At 31.6% G+C, this 13,035-nt stretch carries 11 protein-coding genes; 2 read left to right on the top strand and 9 right to left on the bottom strand.

Going from position 1 to position 13,035, the window contains the following annotated elements:
• Positions 1 to 116 precede the first annotated feature (116 nt).
• Positions 117 to 938: a CPBP family intramembrane metalloprotease gene (locus tag HYI43_01020; GenBank protein UDI77201.1), complete on the top strand. Its 822-nt coding sequence runs from the start codon at positions 117 to 119 to the stop codon at positions 936 to 938.
• Positions 939 to 1,348: 410 nt separating this feature from the next.
• Here the strand turns inward: HYI43_01020 and HYI43_01015 are convergent, their stop codons facing one another.
• The 4 genes from HYI43_01015 to HYI43_01000 all read right to left on the bottom strand — a co-directional run bounded on the left by HYI43_01015 (position 1,349) and on the right by HYI43_01000 (position 4,347).
• Positions 1,349 to 1,753, bottom strand: coding sequence for an NINE protein (locus HYI43_01015; GenBank protein UDI77200.1), 405 nt, complete (start codon positions 1,751 to 1,753; stop codon positions 1,349 to 1,351).
• A gap of 160 nt (positions 1,754 to 1,913) precedes the next feature.
• Positions 1,914 to 2,768 (bottom strand): CPBP family intramembrane metalloprotease, encoded by an 855-nt coding sequence (locus tag HYI43_01010; protein UDI77199.1) that lies wholly within the window; start codon positions 2,766 to 2,768, stop codon positions 1,914 to 1,916.
• 15 nt (positions 2,769 to 2,783) lie between these two features.
• Positions 2,784 to 3,638, bottom strand: coding sequence for a CPBP family intramembrane metalloprotease (locus HYI43_01005; protein UDI77198.1), 855 nt, complete (start codon positions 3,636 to 3,638; stop codon positions 2,784 to 2,786).
• Between the two features lie 97 nt (positions 3,639 to 3,735).
• Positions 3,736 to 4,347 (bottom strand): TetR/AcrR family transcriptional regulator, encoded by a 612-nt coding sequence (locus HYI43_01000; protein UDI77197.1) that lies wholly within the window; start codon positions 4,345 to 4,347, stop codon positions 3,736 to 3,738.
• Positions 4,348 to 4,459: 112 nt separating this feature from the next.
• Here HYI43_01000 and HYI43_00995 point away from each other — a divergent pair, with 112 nt between their 5' ends.
• Entirely contained in the window at positions 4,460 to 5,314 is an 855-nt protein-coding gene (locus tag HYI43_00995; GenBank protein ID UDI77196.1) for a hypothetical protein, read from the top strand.
• A 64-nt stretch (positions 5,315 to 5,378) separates the two neighbouring features.
• Here HYI43_00995 and HYI43_00990 read toward each other — a convergent pair whose 3' ends face one another.
• The 5 genes from HYI43_00990 to HYI43_00970 form a co-directional block, all read right to left on the bottom strand.
• Positions 5,379 to 6,197, bottom strand: a complete 819-nt coding sequence (locus HYI43_00990) for a CPBP family intramembrane metalloprotease (GenBank protein UDI77195.1) — start codon at positions 6,195 to 6,197, stop codon at positions 5,379 to 5,381.
• A 37-nt stretch (positions 6,198 to 6,234) separates the two neighbouring features.
• Positions 6,235 to 6,573 carry a helix-turn-helix transcriptional regulator gene (locus HYI43_00985; GenBank protein ID UDI77194.1) on the bottom strand — a complete coding sequence of 113 codons (339 nt, stop codon included), beginning with the start codon at positions 6,571 to 6,573 and terminating at the stop codon, positions 6,235 to 6,237.
• Positions 6,574 to 6,779: 206 nt separating this feature from the next.
• Positions 6,780 to 9,905, bottom strand: coding sequence for a choice-of-anchor I family protein (locus tag HYI43_00980; GenBank protein UDI77193.1), 3,126 nt, complete (start codon positions 9,903 to 9,905; stop codon positions 6,780 to 6,782).
• 96 nt (positions 9,906 to 10,001) lie between these two features.
• Complete coding sequence (locus HYI43_00975) at positions 10,002 to 11,843, bottom strand: ATP-binding protein (protein UDI77192.1); 1,842 nt, start codon at positions 11,841 to 11,843, stop codon at positions 10,002 to 10,004.
• A complete protein-coding gene (locus HYI43_00970) occupies positions 11,843 to 12,967 on the bottom strand; it encodes an SIR2 family protein (GenBank protein ID UDI77191.1) in 1,125 nt (374 codons plus the stop codon). The genes HYI43_00975 and HYI43_00970 overlap by 1 nt, the downstream gene beginning before the upstream one ends.
• Between the last annotated feature and the right edge of the window lie 68 nt (positions 12,968 to 13,035).

Raw genomic sequence — 13,035 nt, 5'->3', positions numbered from 1 at the left:
TTATCTATATAATGTTATATTTAAAACTTTTGTATTACCTTGGTATTAATATATCTGTGATATGATAAACGTTATGAATATGATTTGAGTTCATAGTTAACGTTATACATAGAAAGTTGGTTAATATTTTGGAACACACTGCTTCACATAATATGGAACAATCTCATGATGTAGCTCATGATGAAACTTTAAATGATCAAAACGACAAGGCGATTGATCCAAAAGGCAATCGCATTTTAAATGTTTTAATTTTTATATTTTTTATGATTTTTGTACAAACACCTGCCATTTTAGCTATGTCAACTTTAGGCATTGCGGTTACGCAAGAGAATTTAGGTTTAGTCATTGGTCTCGCTATTGGTTTTATCATATTGTCTGCGTTTGTCATTTGGGCTGTTAGAACTTATTATCGTCGTCATACCTATGAGGACTTTCATCAGAAATTGAAACCAAAAGATGTGGGAATAGATATTATTTGGTTTATTGTATTAAGAATAATTGCCATCGGATTATCTGTTTTAATGGGTGTGATATATGGTCAATCACAATCTGCGAATGACCAGGCAATCATGAAGAATTTGGAACGCATCCATACATTAACCCCTTCTATCATTATTGGTTTGATTGTGTTCTTTGTCGCAATTACTTTTGTGGCACCTTATGTGGAAGAACATACTTTTCGTGGTATTTTCAAAGAAACTATCTTTAAAAAGGGTTCTTTCATACTTCCGCTTATATTATCATCTGTTATCTTCTCAGCTAATCATAGTGCCGGAAACCTTATTGCGTTCTTAATGTATGTCTTGATGGGGGCAGGCATGTATATGGCCTACAAACGTCGTGGCAGTCTGAAAGATAGTATTCTCGTTCATACGCTTAATAATGCTTCTGCGAGTATCACAATGATTATGGGATTGATTTACATTATATTAAATTAAATATTATTTTTGAACTATCTTTAAAAAAGATAAATTTTTTAATTTTTCTGTCCGCGAAAAAGAGTTTTAATTAAATTTAAATGGGTAAAAAATAAATGGATACATTAATAGCGTATCCATTTTAGTATTAGGCATTAGAAAATCTAATGTAAAATATGCTCTTTTCTTTTCAAACAGATTTGTACGAATCACACTCCTTTAAATGATGAGTACACGTATCAATCACTAAATAACCCTAACAATACAATGTATTCGAACATTGTATCAACACTCATTATTAGTATTTCCCATGATACTAATATGGTCGTGAATACACTTATAGTCCTCCCAATACTATAAGTGTATTTTTTCATTAAAAAGAGGGCGATTGATATCAAAGTACATACTTCAATATCAATCGCCTATGTTTCTTAAATATTCCCTTGAGCATCTGCAGTTTTTATAAATGCAACGATACCTTCTACCATTCCTATTACACCAGGGATACCTGTCCAACAAAATAATAAATATAAGAGTGCCTTCCCATATTGTTTTCTATAAAATCGATGTGCACCTAGTCCACCTAGAAAAAATGCTAACGCTGCGTAGACATATTTATTCACTATCAACTCGTCTCCTTTAACCAAATGATTTAAAGAAACGCCAAAAAGTTCTGTCATCTCCAATAATGAATGCATATCTGGAGAACTCACTTCTCTTTCCCAATTTGAAATAGAATGTCGAGAAACATTGAGCTTTTCTGCTAACTTCTCTTGAGACATCTTTTTAGACTTCCTTAAGTTTCGTATACGTTCCCCAACATGGTTAGATTTCAAATTGATCCGCTCCTTTACGTTGCCATCTTATGGTTAAAATCTTGTTTATTCTAGCGAAAATTATGAACAAATACGTTATTTTTGCAGAAATTTTGCAACTTGACCCATATTTTCTAAATTTAAGACTATCCTCCCTATAGGGAAGTCTAAAAATTAATAACTATATTTCCCTTTCATGAATTCTCATTTTTTTAATACAAAATATAGCAATGATACTTAGAATGATTATTCCAATAATTCCAGTTGATCCGTAGATAAGTGGATTAAACTGTGATTCTTTTATAGAGAAAGTAGTAATCGTACTCGAAAATTGATTTAAAATGCCGTGCATTATCGCTGGGACAAAGATATTTCCAGATTTGATATATGAATAATAAAGAATAATACCAAGTGGAATGCACATTAATATCATCATTATATTTCCTAGAATTGGATGGTTAGGATAATTATGACCCATCAAAATAAGAGGTAAGTGCCATAATCCCCATATAGTACCACCTATGATTAAACCTTTTGTTAATCCTATTTTAATTAATTGAGGATACATAAATGCACGCCAACCTAATTCTTCACCAAGATAAGCGATGATACTAAAAACGATTCCTACTGTTAAATTAAGTGCTAATGGTATTAATAAACTAATGAATGCAGGTACGCCAGGTATTAAAATAAAAGTATCTTTCATTCTGTGTTGTAATTCTGAGCTATTTAAAAATTGATTAGGATATATGATATAAGAGATAAAATATATGATGATTAAAATCACTAACATCATCATCGGATATATAAACCAATATTTTATTTTGCCTAATCTAAGTCCGAAGAATTTCCAAAACTTATTATCACGATAATAAATCGCCCATACGATGATTGCTGAAATGGCGGGAAGTAGCATCGCTAAATTCGCAATTATTGAAAAAGCTTGAAGTCCACCTAATAAATATACAAACCCTTCAATGCTATATGTTAAGACGAAAACTAAAAGAATATATGTAAGTAATGAGCGGCGCATCATTGATATGGTACCTCCTTATTGTTGATTTAGTTTTTGGTACTTTCTTTTTCGTAGCCAAAGTAGAATAGCTAAAATAATCGCACTTCCTATGTATAATCCAAGCAGTAATCCTAATGTGCCAAAAACGCCTTGTTGTGTTTCATGGAATTTAATGATAGATTGGCTTGAACTCATAAAGATAAATCTACTCGTTTCTAAACAAACTAAATGAAACAACATATTTGCCCATAAGGAACCTGCAAATTCTCTATATAGTTGTAACGTGATACCAAATATATAAAACTGAATCATTAAACCTACAACTGACAATAATTCTGGATTACCTAAATGTATGAAATTTGTAATAATATGTACTGAACCGCCAATGATCGCAAATAATAATGGTTGGATAAATAGTGATGGCATAAATTTGAATTTTTTTTGTAACTCATTCAATATCAATCCACGTATTAACACTTCTTCTGGAAAAGCTTCATATAGTACTGCGAAAAGACAATTAAATAAAAACATTCCCCAAATATGTATATCTTTACTTACGCTCACATTTTGCATTAACCCTGTACTAATACCGATTACAAGTACGACACATGTAATTAAAAATGGTAACGCCAATGCTATGGTTAAATCTCGCTTATTACTATACCCTTTTAATTTAATTTCTTTTAAAATAACTGGATTCTTTGAATGAATGTACTTTAATGTTATCAATGTGCCAATAGTAAATATTATGCCACTGATTAGCTGGCCAATAGGTTTCGCTAGACCATGATTCATAACAAAGCCACCTATTTCTCCTGCAGCTTCTAATATAATAATTGCAAGAATCATATAAGTTAAAATCTTATAGATACTAAACTGCCTTAGCTTCATAAATCGTTATCTCCTTCAAGTTAAATTATGATACGTGCAATTTAAGGCTAACATAATAAAGCACAAAGCTTAATAACTGCTTTGCGCTTTAAATAAATTAGAATTTGTGTGATTGATGTCTATGATTTGGCACAACTATATCCTCTTTAAAAGTAATAAACATCGCACTTAGAAATTTCATTAAAGTTTTTGCAAAATTTTCTTTTGGTTCTGGATTAGCTTTGGTAACCCATATTGTTAATAATTCTACTAATAATGCACTCGTACCGGATGATAAATAATTTTTGGAATTTTCATCAATTTGAATTATTTGGTTTTGGTACCAAATTTGCTCAAATGTTTCTTTAAACTTTTGTTGGAATCCGGAGCGTAATTCTGGCGCTAAAAACAAACTAAATTTTCGACGCTTCTTTTCAATATAATTTAAAATTTCAAGAAGATAATTTTTCATTGTTTCTTCTTGAAAACCTCGTTGAAAAACGATACCTCTTACTTTTAAGCTATGCTCTTTAATGTCATCTAACAATCTATCTTGTAATTGCTCTAATAAATCATATTTATCAAGATAATAGTCGTAAAAAGTTGAACGATTGATTTGGCTTTTTCTAACAATTTCAGAAACTTTAATATGATAAAACCCTTGATCTTCAAGTAATTCTAAAAAAACTTTATCAATCTTGGCTTGAGCTTGATTTCTATGTTTTTCCAATAGTTATCCTCTCTCTTCATACTATCCTACAGTTTTGAAATTTTGCGGGGTGATTCATTATTCATAGCTTATTATACTAAACCTAACATAAAAAATATAAGGAGGAGCAAACATGATGAATTACAAAATTACGTTTAAAGTTAATGGTAAAGAAGTTTCTCAGGAAGAGATTCGTCATATGGAACTTAATCGCTATCAATTAGTCTTTGATGAGTTATTTTCAAAAGGTATTGTACCAACTTTTAAAGGCAAAGAAATTACAAAAGATCAAGTTTCTACTATGTCTCTACAAGATTTAACCCAAAGCCTAGCTGAAACACGTGAAAATTTAGGAAGAGAGAAAACACTAGAGCTTTACCGTGAAGAATTAGCACTAGGTGATGCTATGTGGCATGATTTCGCTAAGTATTCTCGTTCTCGAGAAAACTTAAAGCCTGGTGTAGTTGAAGTTGAAACAGAAGGTATTAGTTTAGAACAGTTTATGCTTCTTAACCAATCTATTGCAAAACAAAATAATCTTTTCTTACCTTCAACAATACATCCTGAACATTACTACTTCGAAGCAACTGATAATGGCGGACAAGTTATTGTTGAACGTTTTGGTCAATATAAATATCCTGTGCATCTTAACTTAATGCAACCTGCAAAAGATGATAAGTATACTCCTGTTCCAGTAGATAAAGATACTGATTTTGCCATGACGGGTTATACTCATTTAGCGTCTGATGATTCTGACACTAAAATTATCGGTATGCACCAATTTAAAAATAAGAAAAAAGGATTGGTCGTCAAACTAGGTGTTTATTTGCCAGAAGCTGTACCTGAAGAGCTTGTGACAGGACACCAATGGCATCTTATGGTTGAATTTAACAACTGTCTGCATAAAGCAGCTCAAATTAAACCTAATTTCTTCCAAAAAATCATTTTCAAATTAGCACTTAAACGTTTGAAAAATAAATATAATTAAATCTTTTAAGGTATGAAGAGCAAAGTTACATTATCGCTTTGCTCTTAAATTATATTGATTTAGTTTATATATGCTTTTTCATTGCTATTAAAATAATTGCTATTAAAAATAATACAATTGCTACGAGTGAAGAGGTATTACCGTATGCGCCACCTGTTAGGAGTACGTTATTCACTTTAATAATATATTGAATTACGCCGTATTCATCATTATGCGTTGTAATATGAATAAGGTCTGATAAATTCCAACACATATGCATAAAGATACTTGGCCAAATAGAATTAAATTTATACGTTGTTAGACCATATAATATACCAGCGATCGTGCCACTTATGACTAGTAATATTAGACTGACCCCAGACATACTGCCGTTAAACAAATGGACTAAAGCGAATAGTACTGATGTCACAATGATGGCGAAGGTCATATTTGTTTTCTTTTCAATGTAGCCCATTAATAAGCCTCGCACTGTTAATTCTTCAGCTATTGGCGCACACATACCACCTAAAACGACAATTTCAAATAACATGTCGAGATATTTTGTTACAGTATCAACTTTCGTTATTTCAAAGTGTCCAGGAATAAAGACGCAATAAATGATGATATTTATAATCGGAATGAGAAAGCCAATTAATAGATAACTGAGTTTAAATTTGTGTGAGTTAATCCGATAGTCACTTAATTTCGCTTTAAATCCTTTATTGATTAAAAGTTTGACGAATAAAAAGGTAAGTACCACATAAGTAATACCATGTAAGATTGTTTCAAAAGATTTCAGATCTAATAAATGCCATAATATCGCAATATTTTGCGCAATGACTGTTAGTATAAATGTTAAAATAATGACACCAATCATCTTTAAATACTTAATTATTAAGCTCATCATGTACCTCCTAAATTGAGTTAGGAGACCCACACTACTAACTTGTGAAGATTTGTGTTATTGTTCCACACACGATAACAACTATTATTAATACGAACCACCATTTTTGAGATAAGAAATCCCAAAAATTCAAATGTTCAGGATATGATTGTGTTTCTTCTCTTCTAGATGAATAAGACGGTTTGCCTGTTAATAATTCGTCCGTTGTAATATCAAAACGTTGCGCTAATTGCACAATCATTTGTGCATTCGGTTCAATCGTACCCTGTTCCCATTTGGAAACGGTTTGTCGCGTGGTATGTAATTCAGTAGCTAATTGATCCTGAGTAAGATTATTCTCTTTACGATGTTGCTTAATCTGTTCAGCAAGTTTCATAGTTATGGTCACCTCTCTTCTAACTTAGCAAGTTCACATGTCACTTTCCGCATACAAAATGGCGCATTCCCTTGAATTCCGCTAACATTTTGTTTCCAAAACTTAGCATATCATGTTAACTCAATGATTTGATGTTAAATTGACGTCTTAAACAAAAATAGCTCGCCAAATGTTATTTAACATCTAACGAGCCACTCTCTAAATCATTATTTCTTAGATTTTGATGTTTTGCGTTTTCTAATTAATGTAAGGCCTAGACCACCAAGTAATACTGACCATATGGTTGTATTTGATTCTTGCTGACCTGATTTTGGTAATGCTTTTGTTACGTTGTCACTCGAAGTATTTAAATGGTTTACCTTATCAGATACTTCACTTGCATGATGATTTATCACTTCATGATGACTTGAAGATTGAGTACTTATCACACTCAAGTTATGATTGTTAGATTTTGTTGTTTGTTGATCACGACTTTCTTCTTGATGATTGTTATGGACACTATGATTCATATTATGAGAGGTACCTTTATTCTCTACTTCTTTATGTGACTGTGCATTGTTATCATTGTTATCTTCTTGGCCTGAGATAACCTTGTCGCTATCATTTTTAAAAATGTCACCGTCCACTTCATAAGGTGGTTCTAAACCCTCATCATTTCCATTATTATCATCAGAAGCATGATTGTCTTCTTCATTACTTGAAGTATCGTTTCCATTATCAGATTGTTCACCATTATCTACGCCATGGTTTGTATTTGGTTCTTCATTGTCAGAGATGGGGTTATCTGAATCATCTTTAGACGCCCCGTTAGTATTTCCCGGGTTATCATTATCTTCTCCATCATCACTTTCTTGGTCACCTGTTAAATCTTCTAATTCCCAAGCGGATGTTGTACCAGATAACTCGAATGACGCAATCAACATTGGTTTACCATTTGGACTTTCTTCAGCACTTTCAAAAGTGATTCCTTCTGGTGAAATATCTTTATTATCTGGGTCGAATAAATATTTCACAAAATACGGTTCATTAGGGTTTGTAATATCATAAATCATAATGCCACCCACACGTTCTAAGCCAACAAAGGCATATGAATGGCTACCTACTTTACCAACAACCACATTCTCAGCTTCTGGACCTTTATCATCACTTCGGTCATCTACTTTAATGTCATCAGCTGCTTCATAATTGGCATTAAATCGTTCAGTCAATAAATCTAAAACGCGTTGCTCAATATCATTGCCACTGTCATAAATCATTTCCAAATCAGAGGCTCTTATGATAGAGAATGAACGACCGCCGTATGATACAAGTGCATTGTATTTACCATTCGCATCTTTAAATGCATGTGACGTCGTAACTTTCAAACGGCCCAATTGTTCGTCATCAAACAAGCCATTTTTCACCATATCATCTAGTTCTGCTTGTGTGTAACCTTGGTAATAGCGTGCATCCAATTGAATATCATCTTTCAATTTCTTCACACGCTTTTCCTCAGAATAACCCTCATAATCTTGAGAGTCTCCTTCATTTGCGATCAATAAATAGGTTTCACCATTATATTCATACGTATCGATACCATCTGGCTGCAATAATCCTAAAACCGGTACGCGTCGCAACTCTGATTTACCATCTTCATCAGACGTATCCATCGCATTTTGGGCAAGTGAATGGTCCTTATACGGTAACCTTTTCACTTGGACAATGTCTCCTTTTGCGATATCAATCTTCGCGATGGCACTCACTTCTTGTAACGTGACATAGGCATATTTACTTTGGCTATCTACCGCAATATATTCTGGTTCAATATTCAAATAGGCATCTTCCGCGTTTGGTCCTAAAGCTCGAATACCTTCTTGATGTTCTTTCGTAAACATTGCTGTACGTACATTCTTGGCAGTTACATTTTCAGGACCATTCGTCACATCAATCACTGACACAGAACCTGGTGGGTTAACGGTATAATCGTCACTTGGTTCTCCTTCATTGGCTACTAATAAATACTTACCATCTTTAGAGAAAGTGACCATGTCAGGTAGACTACCGACCGTCACGTTATTGATATATTCACCATTTGAACCATAGAATGCCACATGTCCAGGTTGTGTCTTGTCCTCTGCAGGTGCTGAAACTGCCACGTAATCTCCACTTGGATGCACCGTCACACTGGTCACATCACCCGCTTCAATACCATTATCTTGTAAATAAATACGTTTTACTAAATGAATTGTGCCATCCTTTCCAGGGTGTTTCACATCAATAATATCTAACGCTTCTTTATCACCATTTACTGAATATGCATAGCCATTCTTCGGATTGTACTTCACAATTTCTGTACCACCCTTACCAAAGTACGCACCACTTGTGTAACGGCCTGCATGTGTGATGTTCAATTGATTTTGACCAGTGCGAGACGCATTCTTTGTACGTTGTGCTGACGTCCATTCAGGCGTTGTAGAAAGGATTGCTTTCGGTTGTTGATCTTGCGTGTTCGCATCACGTTGTAACGCATTAAAGAGCACTTGCTTTTGTTGTGGAGACATATGCGTCAGTTGTGTTTGAGATACATCTGAAACTGCGACATCATTCTCTTCTGTAGCCGTTACTTTATTCATTTCTCTTTCTTTTGAAAAAGGTTGTGCGTTCATACGTGCTGCATTTAAGTTTCGTACTTTTTCAGCTGACGATACGGCATTTTGAGATACATCAGAATGTGAATTTTGGTTAGATTGTTGTGTCGTATTACGTTTTTCTGTTTGTCTGTTTTTAGTAGTTGGTTGTGTTGATTTTTTCGTTTCTTGTGTAGGTGCTTCTTGCGTGTTGTTTTGTGATGATGCTTTTTTAGTTTCGCGTTGCGGTTGTTCTTGGGTTTGTGATTGTTCTGTTTTAGGTTGTTCTTGTGTAGTTGGTGTTTGAGATGTTGTTACATCATTAGATGGTTTACTTTGTTGTGTCGTTTCTTTAGTTATTTGTTCTGTTTGATTACTATTTTGATTATTATTATGTATCGCTTTATCTTCCTCTGTATCCGCTTCTTGAGACGGTACTTGTTCAGTAGATGCTTCTTCCTTAGTTTGAATTTCTTGTGTTGCTATCGTCTTGTTTTGTGGTTGTTCCACACGTTGTGTTGAGGCTTCATGACTCGGTTGTTCTTCAGTTGATTGCGTTTGTTCCATTGAAACCTTTTCAGAAGTGTTAGACTCATTACTTTCGGCAGCAGACGCTTGACCCCCACCTAAGAATAATAAACTCCCAACAAGAATAGATGCTGTCCCAATTGAATATTTACGAATTGAATACGACTCTCGCTTATTCCCTAGCTGCTTCTTATCCATAAAAAATCCCCCTGTAAGATAAAAGTGTATACACCACTATCTTACAAGAGGAATATTTATGGATTATTAAAGAAAAGTAAATAAATTATTGCTATTTTAATTTATCCATATTTTTGATAACAAAGCACTTTTACTTTTAGGAGCTACCTCGTTAGGAAGTTCATCTACTTGAACTATTAATGGTAATTTAAAAGATGTTCCTGTACATACTAGTTGTCCTGGAGCTAAATTTGGAATACTTTCTTTTGAAATTAAGTCTAAAGTTGACATTGTATTATCTAACATTTTTAAATCATTTTCATTTACTAATCGATGAATGAAATAATTATGCACTTGAGAAATTATTGTAGGAGAAATGTCAGCTGGTCTTTGACTAGAAATTGTAAGATAAAAATTAAATTTTCTTCCTTCTTTTACAATTTCCTCAAAAACTTCTAATCTATAATCTTTCCATTTTTCTGATTCACGATTAGATTTATTAGATAAAATATTATGTGCTTCATCTATTATTAAATTAACTATATGATCTTTTTTTAAATTATATTCTTTATTGTAATCATATGTTATTTTAGTAATCATTAAAGGTATTAACATTTTTAGATCTTGGTTGACATTCTTAAGAGAAATAATATTCAAACTTTTATTATTAAAAATAATTTCTTCCTCTGAGAGTACTATAATGCTCTCTATATCTTCCTTTCGAGATTGAATTCTCTGTAGTAGTGGTGCTATGTGATCATATTGAATTTGATTATATTTTATTTCAAATATCATTTGAAAACATGAAACAATTTGTAAAAACTTAATAGGACCTATATCTGAAAGTTTATCATTTTGTACATTAATTTTATCGATCTCGTTTTGCATTTCTTTTTCAGAAGGGTTCCAGAATTTCCCTTGATCCCACTCAAATATAAAGTGATTACTATAAAAACCTTTACTAGTAGAATTATAAATAGTTAAATCTATCCATTCTGATATATCATCATTTTGTAAATCTAACAATTGAATTACATATTTTAATAAATTCAATCCTTCTCTACTTGGCGACATGTAAACATTGCGAAAAGCTTCTTTCAAATGATAATTAATAGTTTCTAATAACGAAAATTCGTTGTTTTTTATATAGAAATTTACAACCCTTTTTAAGAAAGGTTTTTGAGTTTGTTCGGTAGCGCCAAAAATTATGGATAGCATCTCAACATCCCAAAAATATTTTTTTGGAATATAAATTTTATTAAAGTCGCCATCATTTTTTAAATTACCTAAATTAAAAACTTGTTTATCAGTACTTATTACTTTTCTGCCAATGTATTCTCCATTAAAATCAATCAATATAAATTTGGATTTGCTAATATTTACTTTTTCACTTTTATTCAAATTAAATAATTCATGATACATTTTAGTTAATGTATTAGACTTACCGCTACCTGTATTACCAAATATAGCTATATGAGTATTAAACAGAGCGTCCCATTGCAATCTAAATTGATAGTTATCTGGCCATGTATTTCCAAAAGGTAAAAGTGATAGTTCTTCTCTTTTTTCTTCTTCATATATTTTTTCATGTAAATTTTCAGGAAGGAGAATTGCATTATTAAATATCTGTGGAAATGCAACCATACCTTGAAAAAATTTTTCACCCAAAAAACTTCCTACTATCTTTACTTCAACTTCTCTGATGAATCGTTCTCTAGAAAATTCTTGATTTTCTATATCTTGAAATCGATCATAAGCATATTCTTTTTCTACTTTTCCAACTATAGTATACCTACCTGGTTGTATGCCTATAAAAGTACCAATCATTACGCCTGAATACTTTTCTCCTTTATAAAAGTGAAATAATTGTGTTGTAGTATTAGTAATTCTAATAATCACTGAAGTTCCTCTAATTTCTTTAACAACTCCAACTACTAAATTATCATTATAATTTTTCATTATTTCCAACCTTTCATTAAGTTATTAAGAAATTTAAAATCACCTTTCAATCTTGAATTATCATTAAAATTAGGCCAATAAGTTATATTATTTAAACCTTTTAAATATTCTTTTATATCTTTTTCCCCTTTTTGGCTATAGCAGATAATATAAACTTTCAAATAAGGGTTAGTAATAGATCTTTTAACAATTTCACGAATATGTTCATCTGCGAATGAAAAACCAAAAACTACTAATACTGAATCTTTTCTTTCAAGTTCAAAACTTAAAATTCTTAACATTTGATAATAATGTTGTTGAAAAACAGTTTCTTTAAACTTTTCTTTAGTTGGTGAAACAATATTTAGTTTTTCATATGAATTTTGGAATTCAGTTAATTCAATACTGTCATCATTAAATATATTTTCTAAATCATTCTTTAAATCTACGAAATTATAACTATCCTTGTCCAAGTTTTCTATTATATTAACTACTTGAGCATTTTCTATATATTTATCTGCTTCCACCTTTAATTTATTAAAGTTATTATTGTTTAATGAAACCTCAATATTGTCACTTTCATCATCTTTTCTCCAAGTTACAGAACCATGTATTTTTAATAAGTTTATTATGGGTATGTTTCTACTGAAACTTTCACTGACACCAGTGTGAGAGGCATTAATATAAAAATTTTCTGAAGATATGTATTTTTGTAAAAAACCCCTACTCCCATCATTAAAAAAAGTTATAGCGCCCCTTTTGCTATGATGGTCAAAAGCTAGTTCAAATAAAGTGTCATAATTCGTAGTAAATATATTAACTTTTTTAGGTCTATCAAAACCTTCATTGTTGAGTAATATAATTAGATTATTTACAAAATCTATGTAGTTTTTGTAAACATCTTCTTCTCTTGGAATAGTAGGTTTATTTAAAATTCTAGTTTTAGCCACCCAATAATTAAACCAAATAAAATAAAGTTCATTTCTATATTTTTCTAAGTCTTCATCTACTAACAAATCTTCGAAACTTTTTTCAATTCCTTTTAACCATAAATTCGGAATAATACCCGTTGAAGCTCCTGAACCAATTAAAAAGTTAATATTTTTACCATTTATTTCATCTAAAAATTTTTTATATTCTTCCATATTTTTCCCCATTTAATTTTTTATTAATTAAATAGTACCATTTTATTTAACATATTTCATATTTCGTT

This window comes from Staphylococcus taiwanensis (assembly GCA_020544305.1).
GTDB lineage: Bacteria > Bacillota > Bacilli > Staphylococcales > Staphylococcaceae > Staphylococcus > Staphylococcus taiwanensis.
This window is presented reverse-complemented; position numbering and strand designations above follow the sequence as displayed.

What these genes read in the sequence shown, in the direction of transcription:
- HYI43_00975 (UDI77192.1), bottom strand. Translation starts at nt 11,843, where the DNA reads ATGAAAAATTATAATGATAATTTAGTAGTTGGAGTTGTTAAAGAAATT.
- HYI43_00995 (UDI77196.1), top strand. Translation starts at nt 4,460, where the DNA reads ATGATGAATTACAAAATTACGTTTAAAGTTAATGGTAAAGAAGTTTCT.
- HYI43_01010 (UDI77199.1), bottom strand. Translation starts at nt 2,768, where the DNA reads ATGATGCGCCGCTCATTACTTACATATATTCTTTTAGTTTTCGTCTTA.
- HYI43_00970 (UDI77191.1), bottom strand. Translation starts at nt 12,967, where the DNA reads ATGGAAGAATATAAAAAATTTTTAGATGAAATAAATGGTAAAAATATT.
- HYI43_00985 (UDI77194.1), bottom strand. Translation starts at nt 6,573, where the DNA reads ATGAAACTTGCTGAACAGATTAAGCAACATCGTAAAGAGAATAATCTT.
- HYI43_00990 (UDI77195.1), bottom strand. Translation starts at nt 6,197, where the DNA reads ATGAGCTTAATAATTAAGTATTTAAAGATGATTGGTGTCATTATTTTA.
- HYI43_00980 (UDI77193.1), bottom strand. Translation starts at nt 9,905, where the DNA reads ATGGATAAGAAGCAGCTAGGGAATAAGCGAGAGTCGTATTCAATTCGT.
- HYI43_01005 (UDI77198.1), bottom strand. Translation starts at nt 3,638, where the DNA reads ATGAAGCTAAGGCAGTTTAGTATCTATAAGATTTTAACTTATATGATT.